At 67.1% G+C, this 20102-nt stretch carries 10 protein-coding genes; 3 read left to right on the top strand and 7 right to left on the bottom strand.

All coding sequences use genetic code 11. From position 1 onward, the window contains the following. Positions 1–7 precede the first annotated feature (7 nt). From ccoG to GYH34_RS00295, 7 genes are all read right to left on the bottom strand, one after another. Positions 8–1456, bottom strand: coding sequence for a cytochrome c oxidase accessory protein CcoG (gene ccoG, locus GYH34_RS00325; protein WP_161911859.1), 1449 nt, complete (start codon positions 1454–1456; stop codon positions 8–10). Between the two features lie 11 nt (positions 1457–1467). Then, positions 1468–2355: a cytochrome-c oxidase, cbb3-type subunit III gene (gene ccoP, locus GYH34_RS00320; protein ID WP_161911858.1), complete on the bottom strand. Its 888-nt coding sequence runs from the start codon at positions 2353–2355 to the stop codon at positions 1468–1470. Between the two features lie 4 nt (positions 2356–2359). Beyond that, positions 2360–2512, bottom strand: coding sequence for a cbb3-type cytochrome c oxidase subunit 3 (locus tag GYH34_RS00315; protein ID WP_018266852.1), 153 nt, complete (start codon positions 2510–2512; stop codon positions 2360–2362). Between the two features lie 3 nt (positions 2513–2515). Then, positions 2516–3274 carry a cytochrome-c oxidase, cbb3-type subunit II gene (ccoO, locus tag GYH34_RS00310; RefSeq protein ID WP_018266851.1) on the bottom strand — a complete coding sequence of 253 codons (759 nt, stop codon included), beginning with the start codon at positions 3272–3274 and terminating at the stop codon, positions 2516–2518. 12 nt (positions 3275–3286) lie between these two features. Continuing rightward, entirely contained in the window at positions 3287–4942 is a 1656-nt protein-coding gene (gene ccoN, locus GYH34_RS00305; RefSeq protein WP_197745440.1) for a cytochrome-c oxidase, cbb3-type subunit I, read from the bottom strand. A 338-nt stretch (positions 4943–5280) separates the two neighbouring features. Continuing rightward, the gene (locus GYH34_RS00300; protein WP_161911857.1) at positions 5281–5751 is read right to left on the bottom strand and encodes an SH3 domain-containing protein; all 471 of its coding nucleotides are present in this window, start codon (positions 5749–5751) and stop codon (positions 5281–5283) included. Between the two features lie 167 nt (positions 5752–5918). Beyond that, positions 5919–6314 carry a hypothetical protein gene (locus GYH34_RS00295; protein WP_161911856.1) on the bottom strand — a complete coding sequence of 132 codons (396 nt, stop codon included), beginning with the start codon at positions 6312–6314 and terminating at the stop codon, positions 5919–5921. A 313-nt stretch (positions 6315–6627) separates the two neighbouring features. On the opposite strand from GYH34_RS00295, the gene GYH34_RS00290 reads away from it, so the two are divergent. The 3 genes from GYH34_RS00290 (at position 6628) to GYH34_RS00280 (ending at position 20065) form a co-directional block, all read left to right on the top strand. Beyond that, the gene (locus tag GYH34_RS00290) at positions 6628–11787 is read left to right on the top strand and encodes a hypothetical protein (protein WP_161911855.1); all 5160 of its coding nucleotides are present in this window, start codon (positions 6628–6630) and stop codon (positions 11785–11787) included. Positions 11788–11885: 98 nt separating this feature from the next. Continuing rightward, positions 11886–17714 carry an MG2 domain-containing protein gene (locus tag GYH34_RS00285; protein ID WP_161914824.1) on the top strand — a complete coding sequence of 1943 codons (5829 nt, stop codon included), beginning with the start codon at positions 11886–11888 and terminating at the stop codon, positions 17712–17714. Between the two features lie 260 nt (positions 17715–17974). Beyond that, positions 17975–20065 (top strand): transglycosylase domain-containing protein, encoded by a 2091-nt coding sequence (locus tag GYH34_RS00280; protein ID WP_161911854.1) that lies wholly within the window; start codon positions 17975–17977, stop codon positions 20063–20065. Positions 20066–20102 lie beyond the last annotated feature (37 nt).

Below are 20102 nucleotides of genomic sequence, written 5' to 3'. Positions count from 1 at the left end.
TTTTTCCTCACGGGGTCACGAACACGTCTCTCATAGTGACGGATGCGTCGCTCTCCAGCTCCTTGGAGGTGAAGAGGATCGGCGTCTGTCCCTTGGCTCTGCGCGCGCCGCGCCATGTGACGAGCACGCGCGTCTCGCGCGTCTGATCGGCGCCGACGCCGACGATCATGCGGCCTTCGGCGTCCGGCTCGACGCCGACGATCTCCACCTCGGCGTCCTCGACGCCGCTCGTCTCCAGCAGAAAGCGGCGCGGCTCGGCGCTCATATTGGCGAAGCGAATCGTATAGGCGTTGCGAATGCTGCCATCCTTGAGCGTCACGGCGAGCGGGTTGCGATCATGCAGCACCGAGAGGGCGGCGTCCTCGCGCGTCGCCAGTCTCAGGGTCATGAGCGCGCCGATCGCGAGAATGAGCGCCGCGTAGATGATGGTGCGCGCGCGCAGCGGCTTGTAGACGGGCGCTTCGCCCTTGCCGCGGCGCTCGCAATTCATCTGCGTGTCATAGGCGATGAGCCGCGCGGAGCGGCCGATTTTCGCCATCACCGCGTCGCAGGCGTCTATGCACAGGCCGCATTGCACGCAGCCGAGCGAGGCGCCTTTGCGTATATCGACGCCTGTCGGGCAGACGGCGACGCATTGGCCGCAATCGACGCAATCGCCGGCCGGCGCGCCGGCGAGGCGCAGCGCGCTCGCTTGCTTCAGCGACATGCGCGGCTCGCCGCGATCATAGCGATAGGTGACGTTCAGCGCATATTCGTCGGTGAGCGCGGCCTGTATGCGCGGCCAGGGACACATATAAAGGCACACTTGCTCGCGCATATGGCCGGCGAGCATATAGGTGGTGAAGGTGAGTATGCCGATCCAAATATAGGCTTCCGAGATTCCCGGCTGGAAGGTGGCGAGCTTATAGACCAGCGTCGGCGCATCGGCGAAATAGAGCACCCAAGCGCCGCCGGTCCACCAGGCGATGGCGAGCCATAGCGCATGCTTGGCGATCTTCTCGCGCCATATCTTCGTGCTGCGTGGGCCGGCGTCCTTGCGGGCGCGCTCGCGCGCATCGCCTTCTATCCAGCGTTCCGCGGCGAGATAGAGATCGGTCCACACGGTCTGCGGACAGAGATAGCCGCACCACACGCGTCCGGCGAGCGCGTTCATCAGAAAAAGAACGAGCGCGGCGAGGATCAGGAGGCCGGTGAGATAATAGACCTCCTGCGGCCAGATCTCGATGAAGAAGAAATAGAAGCGGCGATGCGGAAAATCGACGAGCACCGCTTGCGACGGGGCGCTGGGGCCTCTGTCCCAGCGCACGAAAGGCAGCAGATAATAGACCGAGAGAGTGAAGGCCAGCAGGCCCCATTTGATGCGGCGGAACTCGCCTTCGACCTCTTTCGGATAGATCGCCTTGCGCGGCGCATAGAGCGAGCTGCTCTTCGCCTTGCCCATATCGGCGCTCGTCATTTTCCACTCCTTCACTCGCCGCCGCCGAGCGTATGCACATAGATGGTGAGCGCCTTGATCGTCGGCTCGTCGAGGCGATCCTTCCAGGCCGGCATCACGCCGCCGCCGCCATTGGCGATGCGGCTCGCGATCGTCTCCTTGTCGGAGCCGAACAGCCACAGAGCGTCGGTGAGATTGGGCGCGCCCATGTCGTGATTGCCCTTGCCGTCGACGCCATGGCAGACGGAGCAATTGTCGTCGAAGAGCTTGGCGCCTTGCGCGCTCGCCTTGCCGCCGGGAAGCTTCGCCATTGCGCGCAGCTGATCGGCGACGATGGAAATCTGCTTCGCGTCGAGCATTCCGTCGCGGCCGAAGGCGGGCATGGTCTCGCTGCGCGTCTCCTTGTCGGCGTCCCAGCGCACGCCATGCTCTATGGTGCGCCGAATATCGGCGAGCTTGCCGCCCCACAGCCAATCATCGTCATTGAGATTGGGATAGCCCTTCGCGCCCTGCGCGCCGGCGCCGTGGCAGCCGGCGCAATTATTGGCGAAAGCGGCGGCGCCGAGCGCGCGCACGGCGCTGAGCAATTGCGGCCGCGCCTCTATCTCCTCGAGCGGCGCATTGGCGAGCCGCTCGAGCACGGGGCCACGAATCTCGCTCAGCTGCTCCATGTCGCGCGCGACAGATGCGCGCGAATGCCAACCGATGAGGCCCTGCGTGCCGCCGGAAAGAGTCGGCAGCGCCGGATAGGCGATAAAATAGCCGATCGACCACAGGATCGTCGCATAGAAGGTGATGACCCACCAGCGCGGCAGCGGCGTGTCGAGCTCTTCTATGCCGTCCCATTCATGGCCGGTCGTTCTGGTCTTGGAATGTGGATCGATGCGGGCCGCGTCGCTGTGAGCTTGTCGCGTCGACATGTGTTCAGTCCTCTCGCAATGGCGTCTCGGCGGCGCGTCGGAATTTTTCGCGATTGGAGGGCCATAGCGCATAGGCCAGGACTCCGGCGAACAATGCGACGAAGAAGAAAAGGCCCGAGCTCGCCGAAAGCTCTCGCCACGATTCGTAAGTGGTCATGGCTCACCTCACATTCACTGCGGCTTTGTCGTCATAGAGCTTGAAATTCACCGAGACGCCGAGATGCTGCAGATAGGCGATGAGCGCATCCTCCTCGGTGACGCCGTTCTTGCCGGTCTGGTCATTGACGACGACATTGGGGTAGCGGCGGCGCAGCGCTTCCGCGCCCGGATCGTCCGGCGCGCTCTGCGCCGAAAGATCGGCCTTGGCGTTGTCGATCTGCGCATCCGTATAGGGCACGCCGACGAGGCGCAGCGTTTTCATCTGCTCCACGATATGCTCGGAGTCGAGCGGCGCCTGCGCGAGGAAGGGATAGCCCGGCATGATCGACGCCGGCACGACAGAGCGCGGATCGCGCAAATGGTCGCGCTGCCAATCATTGGAGTAGCGCCCGCCGACGCGCGCCAGATCCGGCCCGTTGCGCTTGGAGCCCCATTGGAACGGATGGTCGTACATGCTCTCGGCGGCGAGCGAGTAATGGCCGTAGCGCTCCACCTCGTCGCGCAAGGGGCGGATCATCTGCGAATGGCAAGTGTAGCAGCCCTCGCGCACATAGATGTTGTAGCCGGAAAGCTCGAGCGGCGAATAGGGCCGCACGCCCTCCACTTTCTCGATCGTGTTGTGCAGATAGAAGAGCGGCACGATCTCGATGATTCCGCCGATCGAGACCAGCAGAAGGATCGCCAGCAGCAGCAGGATCGAATTGGTCTCGAGCCGCTTCTGCAGGCCGCCGGTCGGCGCGTTGCGCGCAATGTCGGACATGTCTCTCTCCTCTTATTGCGCGGGGGCGGGAAGGGGCGAGAATTCTGTCGCGCTCGCCGCCGAAGGCGCGCGCAGCGTCTTGTAGATATTGTAGACCATGATGAGCGCGCCGATGAGGAAGAGGCCGCCGCCCGCCGCGCGGATCACATATTCGGGATGCAGCGCCTCGGTGGTCTCGATGAAGGAATATTCCAGAAATCCCTGCGGCGTGTAGGCGCGCCACATCAGCCCTTGCATGATGCCGGCGACCCACATGGCCGAAATGTAGAAGACGATGCCGATGGTCGCGGTCCAAAAGTGCCAGTCGACGAGCTTCAGCGAGTAGAGCTTGCGGCCGAACACCCAGGGAATGAGGCAGTAGAGCGCGCCGAAGGAGACGAAGCCGACCCAGCCGAGGCTGCCGGAATGCACATGGCCGATGCCCCAATCGGTGTAATGCGACAGTGCATTCACCGCCTTCACCGACATCAGCGGCCCTTCGAAAGTGGACATTCCGTAGAAGGCCACGGAGACGACGAGCATGCGCAGCACGGGATCGGTGCGCAGACGGTCCCATGCGCCGGAGAGAGTCATGAGGCCGTTTATCATGCCGCCCCAGGAGGGCATCCACAGCATGATGGAAAAGGTCATGCCCAGCGTCTGCGCCCAATCGGGAAGCGCCGTATAGTGCAGATGATGCGGGCCGGCCCAGATGTAGAGGAAGATCAGCGCCCAGAAATGCACGATGGAGAGGCGGTAGGAATAGATCGGCCGCTCGGCGCGCTTGGGCACGAAATAATACATTATGCCGAGAAAGCCCGCGGTGAGGAAGAAGCCGACGGCGTTATGGCCGTACCACCATTGGATCATCGCATCCTGCACGCCGGCCCAGACGATCACCGATCTCGGCGAGAAGACGGAGATCGGAATTTCCGTGTTGTTGCCGAGCACGAGGACCGCGACCGTCACGATGAAGGCGAGGTAGAACCAATTGGCGACATAGATGTGCGGTTCCTCGCGCTTGGCCAAGGTGGCGAGGAAGACGATGAGATAGACGACCCAGACCACGACGAGCCACAGGATCGCATACCATTCCGGCTCGGCGTATTCGTGCCCGCGCGTGACGCCGAGCAGATAGCCGGTGCCGGCGATGAGGATGAAGAAATTATAGCCGAGGACGACGAACCAGGGCGCGATATCTCCGGCGAGCCGCGTGCGGCAGGTGCGCTGCACGACATAGAAGGAGGTCGCGAGCAGCACATTGCCGCCGAAGGCGAAGATCACCGCCGAAGTGTGCAAGGGCCGCAGGCGCCCGAAGTTGATCCAGGGCAGATCGAGATTGAAGGCCGGGAAGGCGAGCTCCAGCGCGATATAGAGTCCGACGGCGAAGCCGGCGAGGCCCCAGAACAATGCGGCGAGCGCGCAAAAGCGGATCGGCCCGTAATTGTAATTGGGCCGCCCGTCGACGAAAGGCGCGGGCGCCTGCGCGCCGCGCAGCTCATAGCGCTTCAGCAGGGCGAAGACGGCGATGATGGAGCCGAGGGCGAGGAGAGCTGCGTGGAATGCGTAAGCCGGCGTATGTGCGCGCGAGGCGACAAAGCCGGCGAAGGCCGCGAAGGCGATGAAGAGAAGCGTCAACGCCGCTTCTGAAAAGGTGACGGATTTTGCGGGAGCGTCATTCGGCGCCATGGGAGGGATCCTCGCAGACTGGCGGGAAGGCGTTGAGCGCGTGTCGCGCGCAATGCCTTTCGTCTTTGATCACGCGTAAGAGTCTATCGCTCGCGCGGCGATGCGATTTGACATCGATCAAGAAATGCGGCGTGCGTCCCGCGCTGCGCACAAATGTCACAGGCGAATGAAAATCGTGCGTTATTTTCCCTGGAATTCTGGGACTTTCACGCATTCGCTTCGCAGTGCGCAAACGTCAAAAAACGAGACGCGCGCTTATTTGTCGCAACGCGCGGCGCCTGCGCGCGTGTCGAAGCGCGCTGCGCGCGGCGGCGTTTTCGCGTCGCAATTCGAGGATGTCAGAACCAGCCGAAGCCCGGCCGCCAGATGGCGTTGCGATACCAGGGCACATAGCCGCCGGGGAATCCGTAGCGCCATTGCACGGCGTTGGTCCCCTCATAGGCCCATGGGCCGGTGTACCAGGGACCGGCGGAGTCGTAAGGATCAAAAAGCGGCGGAATCTCGCGCCGCCACACATAGGCGCCGAGCGGCGGCAGAATGGGCGTCTCCACCGGCCGCGCGTCGATCGGGAGAAGCGCCGGCTGCGCGACATAGCCGGCGGACCCTGCATAAGTGACGCGGCACCAATCGGAGCGGCATGAGGCGACCTCGAGCACGGCGTCCGGGGGAATGGCGAGAAGCGCGGTAAAGCTCAGGCCCGGGCCGGAGCGCAGATTGACGAGCTCGCCGACCTTGGCGGGCTTTCCCTGCGTTTGCGAGGCGAAGAGAAGAAGAGGCGCGCAGAGGCAGGACAGGACGAAAGAGCGCATGGAGCCTCGCTCGAAACGAATTTTCAAAAAGATTCGGTTCGAGAATTCTAGCATCGAAAGAGAGGAGATGCGCTCGCTTTCTGTCCGCGAAACTCGCTCGCGCGGCGCACGTACGAAAGACGCGCGGAAGCATGTTCCGCGCGCCTGCTCGTCTCACCGCGTCTCGATTACTCGAAGATGCGCAGCGGAGCCGTGATGAGGCCGACCGGAGCCGCGACCGGAGCGGGCGCGATGGCGACGGCCGGAGCCGGCGCGACGGCGACCACCGGAGCAGGGGCCACGACGACCGAGGTGACGACGGGCTTCACGACGATCGGACGCGCGAGCAGCGAGCTGGCGATGAAGCCGATCTTGCCGGCATAGGCGACGCGCGACCAGCCGCCGATATGGCCCTGCACATCGACCACCGCCTGCGGGGGAACCGCGAGGATGGGCAGGAAGCCGACGCCCGGACCCGTGCGGAAGGCGGCGAGATCGGTGACGACGCGCGGGAAGGCCTCGGCCGAGGCGACCGTGCCGAGCAGGGCGGCGGCGGCGAGGACGGATGCGATTTTCGATTTCATTCAAGACCTCCGTAATAGGCATGCCGTTCGGCAATGATGATGCCTCACGACGGCGCAAGTAGCGCGCGCCTGGCCGGCGACAGCGGCGCGGCGCAAATTCACTTTCTCTCGAGGTTAACGGCGGCGCGCGCGATCTCTTAGCGAAGCGTCACATCGGCGTCGTATTGTGCGGTCGCGCACGGCGGCGCCTCGAAAAAGCGCGTTTCCTTCCGCTCATGGAGAGGCGTCGTGGGACAGTCCGGCTCGACTCGGAAAGAAGCGACGGCGTAAGCTCGAGCGCAGCGTCTTGCGGCGTATCGCGGCGGAGGATGTCATGTTGCGCATGATCGGGGCTTTGCTTTTGAAGATCGCAATCGCTTTCGGCATGTCTTGCCTGTCGCTCGGCGCCTTCGTCTCCTATGCGGCGTCGGAGCCCGCGCCCGCCGCCAAGACGCGCGTGGAGCCGGCCCGCATCGAGCAGCACGCCGCCCCTGGCCGATTTTCTGCGAGCGAGCTGCCGGCCGATCGCGACGGCTTCGCGCTTCTGACCATTCCGGCGCCCGGTCGCTACGCAATTGCCGCGCATAGCGCCTCGGGCGTGGCCATTGGGCTCGTCGATATGATAACCGGCCCCGGCGAGACGGCGGGCGCGACGGGCCAGCGCGACGGACGCCTCGATCTTCTGCTCGACGCCGGCGTCTACAAGCTGCGGCTCTTCGGCGCCAAAGGCGCGGCCGGCAAGGCGCGCCTCACCGCCGAGGCGTTTCAGGAGCAGGGCGCGCGCGAGGCGCTGGCGCCCGGCAAGACATTCTCCGCCGAGCTCGGCGATCTCGTCCAGCGGAGCTATTCGCTCGAGGTGGGGGCATCGGGCCGCGTCGCCGTCGAGGCGCTGGGCCGCGCATTGCGCGATCTGCGTCTGTGGAAGGCCAGCGGCGAGCTCGTCGATCTTGCGCCGGCGCGCGCGACGATCGAGACGCGGCCCGGCCGTCAGATGACGCGGCTGCGGCTGGAAGGCGCGGTCGAGCCCGGCCGCTATGTCGCGATCGCCTATGGCGGCGAGCCCATCGTCTGGCCGGAGGGCGGCGCGGCGCAGCCGTTTCTCCTGCATCTCCTCGAACCCGCATCTCTGGCCGCGGGCGTCGCCGACGGCGTCATAGGCGCTTTCGGCTCGGCGCGTTTCGAGGCGCCGGCGCGCTATGACACATTCCGCCTGGAGTTGGCCAAGCCGACCGCCGCCCGCCTCGAGGCGCGGCGCGGCGCCGGCGTTCCGGCGTCCGCCGGGATCGACAAGACGAGCCGCGAGCCGGTCGCGATCGTCTCGCTCGGCGGCGACGGCAAGGCGGCCGGGCTCATCGAAGTCTCCGGCCTCGAGGGGCAGGCGTTCTCGCTGCGGGCGTTGCGCCGGGCGAGCCGCGCGCCGATCGAAACGGAAGGACCCAATCTCGTCGCCATGGACGTCGCCGGCGAGGGCGCCGACGAGGTCCCCGCCACGGCGCTGCTGGCGCGCACGGAAAATGGCAAGACGCGCGTGCTGGCGTCGGATCTTCCCAAGGTCGGCGGCGGCCGCGCCTATCGCGGCAAGTTCAATCTGCGTGGGCCGACCACTCTGCTGTTCGAGGCGACGGACAGCGGCCCGGTGGCGATCTCGGTGAAAGGCCCGCGCCTGCGCGCGATCATCGAGCCCGCTTTCGGCGCCGCAGCGCCGCGCGCCGATGGCCGCCTGCCGAGCCGTTATGATCTTCAGGCGGGCTTCTATGTCCTCTCGCTCGAGCCGCTGGAGGGCGCCGTCGGAATTGTGGATGTGACGCTCGGCTCGCCCGGCCTTTCGCCGGAGCTTCCTGCGCGCTCGCCCGCTCGCGCGGCGATCTCCTTCGGCGAGCAGAGGCTCGACCGCGGCGCCGCGTATTTCATTCTCGCCAATAGCGCGCCGGGCCTGCTGACGGGTCCGCGTGTCATCGCTCTGCCGGCCGATCTCGAGAAGGGCGCCGCGCCTTTATGGCGGCCGGCCGCGACGGAATATCTTCTGCCGGTGCGCACGCCGCGCGGCGGCAGGATTCTCGTCGTCGACGATAAGGGCGCGAGCGCGCCCGCGCAGATCACGGAAGAAAAGATCGAGAACGACAATCGCTTCGCCACCATTCGTCTGCCGGCGCGAACGGAGCCGGGCGCGCTCGCCCTCGTCTATGCGTATGATGTGGAGACGGCCGCCGCCGAGGCGGCGAAGGAGCGTCCGCCCGCGACGATTTCCGCCGCCAAGCCTGCCTGGCTGGATCTCTCCCGCGACGAGACGCGGGAGTTTCGTTTCGATGTGGCCGAAGGCGGCCTCTATCGCGTCGAGACCTTGGGCCGATTGCAGACGCGCCTCACGCTCGGCGCCGCGCTGGCGCCGCATCTCGGCGAGGGCGAGAACAATGGTCCCGGCCATAATGCGCTGGTGACGAGCTATTTGCGCGCCGGCGCCTATCGCGCCGCCGTCACCGCGCGCGAATCCGCCGGCCATCTCGGCCTTTCGGTGAAAAGCGTGGCGATGACGACGACGGCGCCCATCTCCGGCGAAGGCGCCGCGCGCGCCGCGCTCGACGGCGGCCGTGGCGCCGTGGTGCCGATCGATATTCCCGAGGACGGAGTCTATCGGCTCGATCTCACCGGGCTCGGCAAGGAATGGCGCGCGCGGCTCGAGGAGGCGGACGGCTGGCCGCTCGCCGCGCCCGGCCCGCTGACGCGTCTCACCCGCCGATTCGAGAAGGGAAGCTATCGCCTCGTCGTGCTGCCGGAGGATGTCGAGGGCCGCTTCGTCGCGCGCCTGCGCAGGATCGTGACGCCGGCGCCGCTCGAGGGCCATGGCCCGCACGCTTTGCCCTTCGACGCGCCGCAGAGACTGCAATGGCGCGAGCCTGTCGCCAAAAGCGCGCCGCGTGACCCGGATGTCTGGAGCTTCGCGCTCGCCGGCGACTCGGACATTGCGCTGGATGTGAGCGATGGCATGGTGGCGGAGATTTTCGACGCGGCGCGCAAGAGCGTCGGCAAATTCGCCGGCGGCCGCAAATTCTCCGGCAAGCTCGCCGCCGGCGCCTATCGCGTCGAGGCGCGCAGCCTCGCCCATGACGATCGTCTAGATTACCACATCGCGCTCACATCGACGCAATTGCAGCCGGGCGCGCCGCTCTTCGTCGATCCGCCCGCCGCTCTGACTTTCTCCATCGCGCGCGATGGCGTCGTCGATATTGCGAGCTTCGGCGACAAGGAGCTGATCGGCGCGCTCGAGGACGAGAATGGCGCCGTGATCGAGCGGCTGGAGGGCCGCGCGGAAGATTGGAACGTTTCGCTCTCGCGCCGCCTGCCCGCCGGCGCCTATCGCCTGCGGCTCGATGAGCTGAAGGGCGCGCCGCGACCCGCGGCCGCCGCCGAGGAGCAGAATGACGAAGGCGAAGGCGCCGCTGCGGAAGGCGAGGAGGTCGCGCAGGAGACGGAGGGGCCGGCCGAGCCCGAGGGCGTCGAGGTGAGTCTCGCTCTGCCCGCCTCGGCGCCGGCCGAGGCGCTGACATTCGCCGGCGTGAAGACCGTCCCCGGCGCCGGCGCGCATGAGCTGGCTCTGCCCGCTGCGCCGGAGGGGCGGCTGATGATCGTCGCCGCGCAATCGACGCGCGAGACGGCGCTGTCGATCGAGAAGCGTGAGGCCGACGGACGTTGGCGCGTCATCGGCCGCGAGCGCGGCCTCGCGCCGGTCGCCGCCTGGCCGGCGGAGAGCGGCGAATGGCGCGCCAGCGTCTGGACCATCGACGGCGCCGCCGCTCCGGTCACGATCGCCGCGCGCAGCCTGGCGCGCACGCCGCGCGGCTTCGGCGACATAGCGCTGGAGCCGGCGCCGATCGAAGGGCTCGCGACAAAAATCTGCGTCGGCCTCGTCGCCGCGCCCGCTTCGGCGCTCGTCGCCATCGTCGCCGCGCCGGCCTCGCTCGTCGCGGGCTCGGCGGCGGGGCGCATGCTCGCCCCGGCTCCGGCCGGCGCGCTGGCGCCGCAATCGGAGAGCCTGTGGCTGCTCTCGCGCGACGATTGCGCCGCGCGGTCGCGCGTCGTCGCCTTCGCGCCCAGCGGCGCTGAAATTCCGCTCACCCTCGGCGAGAATGAGCGCGCCATTCTGCCCGCCGCCGCACCGCCCTCCGGCAAGGCGCGACTGTGGCTCGCGCGCTCGGCCTTTGGCCAGCCCGGCGTCTCGGCGGGACGCGGCTTCGCCGTCGCGTCGGGCGCGGCTCTGGCGCTCGCCGGCAAGGAGCCTCCGCGCCTGTGGAACGCCGGCGACGCGCAATTCCTGCGTCTCACGGCGCGCGCGATCGATGTCGCGCTCGCTGCGCCCCTTCGCGCCGGCGCGCAATTCTCTGGCGTCATTCCGCCCCTCACGGCGCAGCCTCTGACCTTCGACGGCGCCGGCGCTCTGGCGCTCGATCTTGCGAGCGGCCTCGCCGCTTTCTCCGCCCCGGAGGAGCCCCGCGCCTTCGCCGCCTTCGCCGATGGCGCGTCGCTCTCGCGTCGTCTCGAGGGCGCCCGCGCGCTATGGCTCGTCAATCTCACCGACGCGCCTGCGCCCGCGCGTATCGCATCCTCGTCCGAGCGCCACGAGCCGATCACGGCGGGAAGGGCGATCAAGCGCTTCTACGGCGCCGCCGGCGAGACAGCGCATCTCGTCGAGGCGCAGCCGGGCGATCGGCTCGTCATCGCCGGTGGAGAGGCGGCGTTCGTCGGCGCCGATGGACGCGTGCTGCGCGGCCGCTCGCTGACGCTCGCCGGTCCCGGCGAGGCGACCATCGCCCATGCGCCCGGCCTCGTCGCCGCGTGGATCGAGCGCGCCGGCAAATCGCCCTGGCCTGCGGTCGCGCCGCGCGATGTGAGCGCGCCTTTCGCTGCGACGCTCAGCGGAGAAGCGCAGGCTTTCGCGCTCGATGTGACCGCGCCCATCGTCGTCGACATTCGCACGAGCGCGCCGGCGATTCTTGCTTTCACGCAGAATGGCGCGCGCGAGGTGGAGACATTCCCCGCCGGCGTGGAGCTGCATCGCTACGCCGCGCCCGGCCGCGCGCTCATCGAGATTTTTTCGCCGCATGACGGCGCGCTCTCCGGCGCGCTGAGCATTGCGACGACGCCGGTCGTTCCGGTGACGGATGGCGTCAATGATCCGATCGCTCTCGGCCCCGCAGGCTCCGCGCTCTTCACCTTCGAGGTGGCGAAGGCGGGCGAGATCGGACTCGGCCTGCGCGCCGAGCCGGATCGCGCCGCGCTGCGTCTCCTCGACGCCGCCGGCAAGACTCTTCGAGAAGGCGCCGCGCAGATTCTGAGTCTCGAGCGCGGCCGCTATTTTGTGGAGGCGCGCGCGCCCGCTGATGCGCCCGCGACGATAGTGCGCCTCGCTCTGCGCGGCCTCGCGCCGCCGCCCTCCGGGCCGCCGCAGGAAGTGGCGGCGGAGTTTTTGGAAAAGGCCGGAAGGAAGAGCGGCAGATGAGCTTTCCGCATTCGACAAACGCCCTCAGTCCCATTCGAGGCTCGGCGATGAAACGCATAGCTTGCTTCTCGATCCGTTTTTCCATCGTCGCCGCGTCGATGGCGTTCCTCATTCTCGCTGGTCTTTCCGTCTCCGCGCCGCTGCGCGCCGAGCCGGCGTCCTTCGATCAATTGCGCCGCGCCGATGGCGCGCGCATCGTGCCGGACAAATTTCTGCGCAGCTATGATCCCATAACCATCTTCTTCGATCGCGACATCGGCCCCAAGGCCGGCGGGCCGGAAGACGCGCATGAGAAATTCGCCAAGCTCTCCGGCGAGCCCGCCGGCGAATGGCGCTGGATCGGCGCGCGCGCGCTGCAATTTCGTCCCGCCGAGCCGTGGAAGCCGCTGCAGCGTGTGGATATAGAAGCGGGCGCCGCCGCGACGCGGCTCGTCGCGCTGCTGCCGACGCCTTCTTCCACCAATCCGACCGAGAGCGCCGATCCGATCGCCGATCTCGAGCAGATCACGCTCACTTTTCCCGAGCCCGTTGATATCGCCGCGCTGGCGCGCCTGCTGACGATCGAATTGCGTCCTGCGCCGGGAATTTCTCCGCTCGGCGGACAGCTGCTGACGCCGAAGGACTATGACGTTCGTCCGCTAGAACGCGCCGATCGCAACGCCGCGCAGAGCGTCGCCATTCGCTTGCGCGAGTCGATTCACGATGGACGCGTCGCGATCCTGCGCTTGAAGCTTGCCGACGAGCCGGACCTCGACGATGAGATTTTCGAATTGCGCGCGCGTTCCGCCGCGCCTTTCGCCGTTACCGAGGCGAGCTGCGGCCGCGGCTGGAGCGACGACAAGCAGGATGGCGTATTGCGCTGCGCCTTCGGCTACGCCGTCCCGCCGGCGTCGGCCGCGTCGGAGGGCGAGGAAGACTCCGCGCCCGTCTCCAATTACCAGCCCGCCAATCGGCGCCGGCTGACATTGAGCTTCACCGAGCAGCCGGGCGAGATCGACATTCTGCGCGCGCGCGAGGCGCTGCGCATCTCGCCGCCGGTCGACGATCTCTCTGTCGAGATCGACCACAAGCGCCTCAATGTCTATGGCAAGTTTCTATCCGATCGCGTCTATGAGCTGGCGCTCGCGCCGGGCGCTCTACGCGACGTCAGAAAGCGCGCGCTCGCCTCGCGCTTCGCATTGCGCTTCGCTTTCGATCGCGACCGGCCGGCGCTCGCATGGGACGCCGCGCAAGGATTGGTCGAGCGCTTCGGCCCGCAATTGCTGCCGCTGCGCGGACGCGGCTACGATCGCGCCGATATTCGCATTCATGCGATCGATCCGCTGGCGCGCGACTTCTGGCCTTTTCCCAAGAGCGGCGTCGAGACGGAGGACAGCGCCGCGCCGCCGCTGCCCGGCAATGAGCCCGTGCATTGGGGCGAGGCCGATGCGCCGGAGGCCGAGGCGATCGCCGCGCGCATAAAGGCGCTGGGCTCACCCGCCGTTTCGGCGCTGCTCGATCTGCCGATCCGCCGCAATGGCGCCGACGCGAAATTCGGCCTCGATCTCTCGCGCGAATTCGCCAAGATCGCCGGCGCCGGACAGCCGGGAACCTATCTCGTCGGCCTGCGCGCCGTGGACGAGAAGAAGCGCCATTGGCTGCGCGCGCAAGTGACCGATCTGTCGCTGAGCGCGATAGAGGAGCGCGCGCGCGTGCGTTTCGTCGTCACCTCGCTCGCCACTGCGCAGCCCGTCTCCGGCGCGGAAGTGCGGCTCGAAGGCGTGAAGGGCGCGAAATTCGTCACGCTCGCGCGCGGGACCACCGACAATTCCGGCTTCTTCGCCTTCGATCCCGGCAAGCGCGCGGAAGCCGATGTGCGCCGCATCGTCGTGACCAAAGGCCTCGACACGCTCGTATTGGACGCCAATGACGGCCCCTCCGAATATGCGCACGAGAATTGGACGAAGCCGGATGGCGCCTGGCTCGCCTGGACCGCGAATCCGCAGGAGCCGCGCAAGGAAGAATCGCGCACGCTCTGCCATGTCTTCGCCGAGCGGCCGATCTATCGGCCCGAGGAGGCAGTGCATGTAAAGGGCTTCGTGCGCGCCTATCGCGATGGCGCTCTCGCCATTGCGAAAGCCGGCGGAACGCTGGTCGTATCTGGTCCTGGCAATCAGGAATGGCGCATTCCGGTGAAGCTCGACGCAGCCGGGAGCTTCTATCACAAATTCGACGCGCAGACGCCGGCGACGGGCGATTATTCGCTGCGTTTCGAGCCCGATGGCGCGAAGCCGAAAAAGAACGAGACGAAAGGCGATGAGGCGGAGCCGAGCGAAAGCGCAGAGGCCGAGGGCGAAGCGCCGCAGACCGCCTCTTGCGGACAGTTTTCGTTCAAGAAAGAGGCCTATCGGCTGCCGACATTCGAGGTGGCGCTGAATGCGCCGCAGATCGTTCCGCTCGACGGCGAGTTCAATGTCGATCTCATCGCGCGCTATTTCGCCGGCGGTCTCGTCGCGGAACGGCCGGTGAAATGGCGCGCCGTGCAATTTCCGCAGGTGTTTCAGCCGCCGGGACGTGAAGGCTTCCTCTTCTCGAGCGACGCGCGCTTCTCCGGCGAAGGCAAGTTCAAATCCTCGCCAGTGCTGGAGCGCGACGCGCGCACCGACGTCGGCGGCGCCGCGCGCATGACCTTCGACACCACGATCGAGCCGACCGCGCAGCCGCGGCGCTATTCGATAGAGGCGACCGTCACCGGCGATGACGGAGTAGAGGTGCGCAATGTGCAGAATGTCATCGCCGTTCCGCCTTTCGCGCTCGGCCTGAAGCTGCCGCGCTATGTGGAGCGGCCCGGCGCGGTGAGGCCGGAATTTCTCGCGCTCGACGGCAAAGGCGAGGCGGTGGAAGGGCTTCCCGTCACCATGCGTTTCATCAAGCGCAATTGGGTGTCGACGCTGCAGGCTTCCGATTTCGCGCAAGGCGCGGCGAAATATGTGACGCAGGTGATGGAGGAGACGCTCCTCGAGCGCAGGCTGACGAGCGCGAAAGAGGCGCAGAAAATAGAGCTGGAGGCGCGCGAGGCCGGCGTCTATGTCGTGCAGCTCGAGGCCTATGATCGCGTCGGCCGACGTCAGCAGGTGAGCGTCGATTTCTTCGTCGGCGGCGATACGCCCGTGACCTTCCAGCGTCCGCCGGCTTCCACCGCGACGATCACGACCGACAAGCAATCCTATGCGCCGGGCGAGACGGCGACGCTCATCGTCCAATCGCCGTTCCAAAGCGCCAAGGCGCTCGCCATTGTCGAGCAGCCCAATGGCGTGTTCGATTATCAGCTCATCGACATCGCCAATGGCTTCGGGCGCTACACGCTCGCACTGCGCAAGGAGCAGACGCCGAAGCTCGCCGTGCATTTCCTCATCATGCGCGGGCGCTTGAAGGACAGCGCGCCGGCGCCGGCCTCCAATATCGACCAGGGCAAGCCGGTGACGATCGCCGCGACCAAATGGATCGAGGTGACGCCGGTCAAGAATATCGTGACCGCGAAGCTCGATTATCTGACGAAGGCCCGGCCCGGGCAGGAGGTGGAGGTCACGCTTCGTCTTTCCGATGATCTCGGCAAGCCGCTCGCCGGAGAAGCGACATTTTGGATGGTGGATCAGGCGGTGCTGTCGCTCGCCAAGGAACGGCCGCTCGATCCGCTGCCGGATTTCATCGTCGAGCGCGAGACGAGGCTCGCCGCGCGCGACACGCGCAATCTCGCCTTCGGCAAGATTCCGCTGGAGGAGATTCCCGGCGGCGACGCCGGCCTCGACGAATGGGGCGCCGAAACCAATGTCAGCGTGCGCAAGAATTTCACGCCCGTGCCGATCTATCTGCCGAGCGTGAAAGTCGGCGCCGATGGAATCGCCAAAATCAAGGTGAAGCTGCCCGACTCGCTCACCGTGTTCAAGCTACGCGCCAAGGCGGTGAGCGGCGCCGATCGCTTCGGCTATGCGACGGGCGAGATGCTCATTCGTCAGGAGCTCGTCGCGCAGCCCATGCTGCCGCGTTTCCTGCGGCCGGGCGATACGCTCGATGTGTCCGTTCTCGCGCGCATCGTCGAGGGGCCTGGCGGCGGCGGCAGAGCCTCGATCGCCGCGGAGGGGCTGACGCTGGCGAGCAATGCGTCGCAGGCTTTCAGCTGGATCGCGAGCAAGCCCGCGCGCATAGACGTTCGCGCGAGCGTGCCGGAACCCGCGCCCGGCAAGGAGAGCGCGAAGCTGAATTTTCGCGTGGAGCGCGACGCCGACCATGCGCGCGATGCGGTGGAGATCGACTTGCCGATCAGGCCGGACCGTCTGCCAGTGCGGCGCTACGATATCGTCGAGATGGCGGCGGGCGAGACCAAGGCCCTCGCAGCCGCGACCGACGCCGCGCGGCCCGGCTCCTTCCGCCGTGACGTCACGCTCGCTGGCGATCCCGCTCTGGTGCGGCTCGTCGCGGGATTGAACGCGCTCGTCGAATATCCCTACGGCTGCACAGAGCAGCGCCTCTCGCTCGCGCGCTCGGCGTTGGCGCTCAAAAATTTCACGCCGATTCTCTCGGCCGCCGGACTCGAGACGCGTCTTTCCAGCGATGTGCGCAACACGATCCACGCGATCGACCAGGCGGTCGACGCCGATGGGCTCGTCGCCTTCTGGCCGCGCGCGCGCGGAAATGTGTCGCTCACCGCCTGGGCCTATTCCTTCCTCGTCGGCGCAGAGCGCGCGGGCGAGCCGATCGACAAGCCGCTCGCCGATCGTCTCGCCAATGTGCTGAAGCTGTCGCTGCGCTCGGATTATCCGCGCCTGCTCTCGGGCGAGGAATTGCGCGAGCGCGTCGAGGCGCTGATCGCGCTGGCCGAGGGCGGCAAGCTCGACGAATCCTATGTGGCCGAGCTGGCGCGCCACGCCGATTTCATGGCAAATGCCAGCGTGGCGGAGCTGACGCGCGCCGCCGCGCGCGCGCAATCGGGTGATCGGCGCATCGTCGACTCCTTGCTCGATTCGCTGTGGAGCCGCGTGAAGATTCTCTCGCGCAATGGCGCGCAATATTATGCGGGTCAGGCGGCGGACGGCGGCAATCCGATCATCCTCCCTTCCGAGACGCGCTCGCTCGCGGAAATGCTGCGCGCCGTCACGATCGCTTCGCCGACCGATCCGCGCGCAGGCCTGCTGCGCGACGCGCTGCTGCGATTGGGCGAGGGCGACGGCTGGGGCTCGACCAACGCCACCGCCGCGGCGATCGACGCGCTCTCCGAGATTTGGCGGCGTCCGCAATCGCCTCTGCAGATCGAGCTCACGCAGGAGGGCGCGCCGCCGCGGACGCTGACGCTGGACGCCAATAATCCTGTCCTGCGGGAGACGAGCACGGCGCCTTCGGCGCTGACGATCGTCAATCGTGGAACTGCGCCGATCGTGGCGCTGGTGGAGACGCGATATGAGCCGAAAGAGAGCGGCGCGAAGGCTCTGCCGGTGAGCGAAGGCTTCGCTTTGACGCGCGATATTCTGCGCGTCGGCAAGGCGGATGCGCCTTTGGAAAAAATCGCGGCCGAGAATGGCGTCGCGAAGCTCGCCATCGGCGATGTGATCGAGGAGACGGCGGAGCTCGTCAATCCGCAGGATCGCACCCATGTCGCGATCTCGTTGCCGTTGCCGGCGGGCTTCGAGCCTTTGAATCCCAATCTCGCGACCGCGCCCGCCGAGGCGCAGCCGTCGAGCGCGCCGACGCTCGCGCCGACCAGCGTCTCCTTCGGCGATGATCGCGTGTTCTACGCTTATGACCAATTGCCGAAGGGAACTTATCGCTTCGCCTTTCGCGCAAAGGCGCAGACGGCGGGCGCTTTCACCGAGCCGCCGGGCGTCGTCGAGACGATGTATAAGAAGGGCCTGCAAGCGCAGAGCGCCGGCAAGCGCGTGGAAATCGCGAAGTGAGGAAGGTTCGCGGATTCCTTCTCCTGCTTGCGGGAGAAGGTGGCGAACGTAGTGAGCCGGATGAGGGCTCTCGCGGCCCTGCGAGCGCTCATCCGACCTCGTTCCGCAATGCCACCTTCTCCCGCAGGCGGGAGAAGGGGCGCGCGTTCGGAAGGACGTCGCTCGTCATCGTAGCCGTCGCCTCGCTTCTGCTCCCTTCCGCCTTCTTCGTTCACACGGCGTTCGAGCGCGCGCAGCTCGTCGCGCCGCGGCCGACGCCGATGGTCTATGACCGCAACGGCGCTTTTCTCACGCAGATCGGCGCGCGCGACGCGGCGCGGATCGACTATGGCTATTGGCCGCTGCGCGAAATTCCGCCGCGCGTCGCGCTCGCGACGCTCGCGCTCGAGGATCGGCGCTTCGCCTCGCATATGGGCGTCGATGCGCGGGCTCTGCTGCGCGCGGCCTGGCGCAATCTCGTCGGAGGCAAGCGCCGCGAAGGCGCCTCCACCATCGCCATGCAGGTCGCGCGCATGCAAAATCCCGCGCCGCGCAGCTTGGGGGCCAAGATCAGGGAGGCGGCGACGGGGATCGCGCTCATTGCGCGTCATGGTCACGAGGCGGTTCTCGCGCATTATTTGCGTCTCGCGCCCTATGGCAATGGCAGCCATGGAATCGCCCATGCCGCGCGTTTTTACTTCGACAAGCCGGTCGAGGATCTCTCGCTCGCGGAGATCGCGCTGCTGGCCGCCGTTCCGCAATCTCCCGGCCGCATGAATCTCTTTCGCGAGAGCGGGCTCGCCCTCGCGAGGGCTCGCGCGGCTCGCGCGCTCGCTTTTCTGTCGCGCGAGACGCTCGTCGAGCCCGCGCAGATCGCGCTCGCGACAAAGCAGCTCGCGAGCTTGCGTCCCATCGGCGCGGCGCGGCGGCCGGATGCGCTGCATCTCTCGCTGCGCTATGAGGCGCTGGCGCGCGAAGGTCTCATCGCGTCCGCCTCGCCGCATGATCCGCGCATCGGCGCGACCATCGATCTCTCCTTGCAGGACAAGCTCGCGCATCTTTCGCGGCGCTATCTCGCGCTCTGGCGCGCCGCCGGCGCGCGGCAAGTCGCGCTCATGGTCGTGGAGCGCGGTACGGGCGCTGTGCTCGCGGACATAGGCTCATCCGATTATCGCGACTGGCGCGACGGCGCCATCGATTTCACACGCGCGCTGCGCTCGCCGGGCTCGACGCTGAAGCCTTTCGTCTATGCGCTCGCATTCGAGCGCGGCGCTCTGGAGCCCACCGATCTCGTCGCCGACGTTCCCGAGGGCGCGTCCGGCGTCAACAACGCCGATGGCGCGTTTCTCGGGCCGATGCTGCCGCGCCAGGCGCTCGCCAATTCGCGCAATGTGCCGGCGACCAATCTCATGCGCCGGGTCGGGCTCGAGGCGAATTTTCAATTTCTGCACGATCTCGGCCTGCATGATCTCGAGGCCCCGGCGGAATCCTTCGGCCTCTCCATGGCGATCGGCGCGCTGCCGACCAAGCTCGAGCATTTGATGCGGGCCTATGGCGCGCTCGCGGAAGATGGCGTGCTCTGCGATCTCGTCTTTGCGAAAGAGCAGCGACGGCGCCGCTCCATTCGCGTGATGTCGAGCGACACGGCGCGGCTCGTCACCTCCATGCTGGCCGACCCGCTCGCGCGCCTGCCGAGCTTTCCGCGCTATGGGCCGCTCGAATATCCTTTCGCCGTGGCGGTGAAGACCGGCACCTCGCAGGCCTATCGCGACGCCTGGACCATCGCCTATTCGCGCAAGGCCATCGTCGGCGTATGGATCGGGCGGGGCGACGCCGGCGCGATGAATCGGCTGAGCGGCGCCGCATCCAGCGCGCGGCTCGCGCATGCGGCGCTGACGCTCATTCATGGCGCGAAGGCCGGCGAGATAGAGACGGAGTCGTTTCCTGCGCCGCAGGGACGCGTTCCGGTGGAAATGTGTCTCGCCGGCGGCCGCAGCGACGGACGCTGTGGCGAGACGCTGGTCGAATGGGTGAGGCCGCAGAAGGCGCCGCCCCCGCGCGGCGCAATGGAAATCGCCGCGTGGCCGGCGCCGCGCGACGAGACTGTCGAGCTCGCCATCATGACGCCCGAGCATAAAACGCATGTCTGGCGCAATCCAGAGCTGCCGGCGAAGCTCAATCGTCTCGCATTGCGCGCATCGGCGCCCGGCTCAGTGGAGCAGATACTCTGGATGGTGGACGGTCGGCCGTTTCGGCTCGCTGACGCCGGTGAGCCCGTCTATTGGCCCATGCAGCCAGGAACGCACCGCATTCAAGCGCGCCTGCCGCTGCGCCCCGGCGCCTCCCGCACCGTGGAAGTGACGATCGAATGAGCGAGGCGTCTCGCATTTTCGACTCGATCTGCGCAGC

Source organism: Methylosinus sp. C49 (assembly GCF_009936375.1).
GTDB lineage: Bacteria > Pseudomonadota > Alphaproteobacteria > Rhizobiales > Beijerinckiaceae > Methylosinus.
Note: the sequence above shows the minus strand (reverse complement) of the source record. Positions and strands in the feature narration are given on the sequence as shown.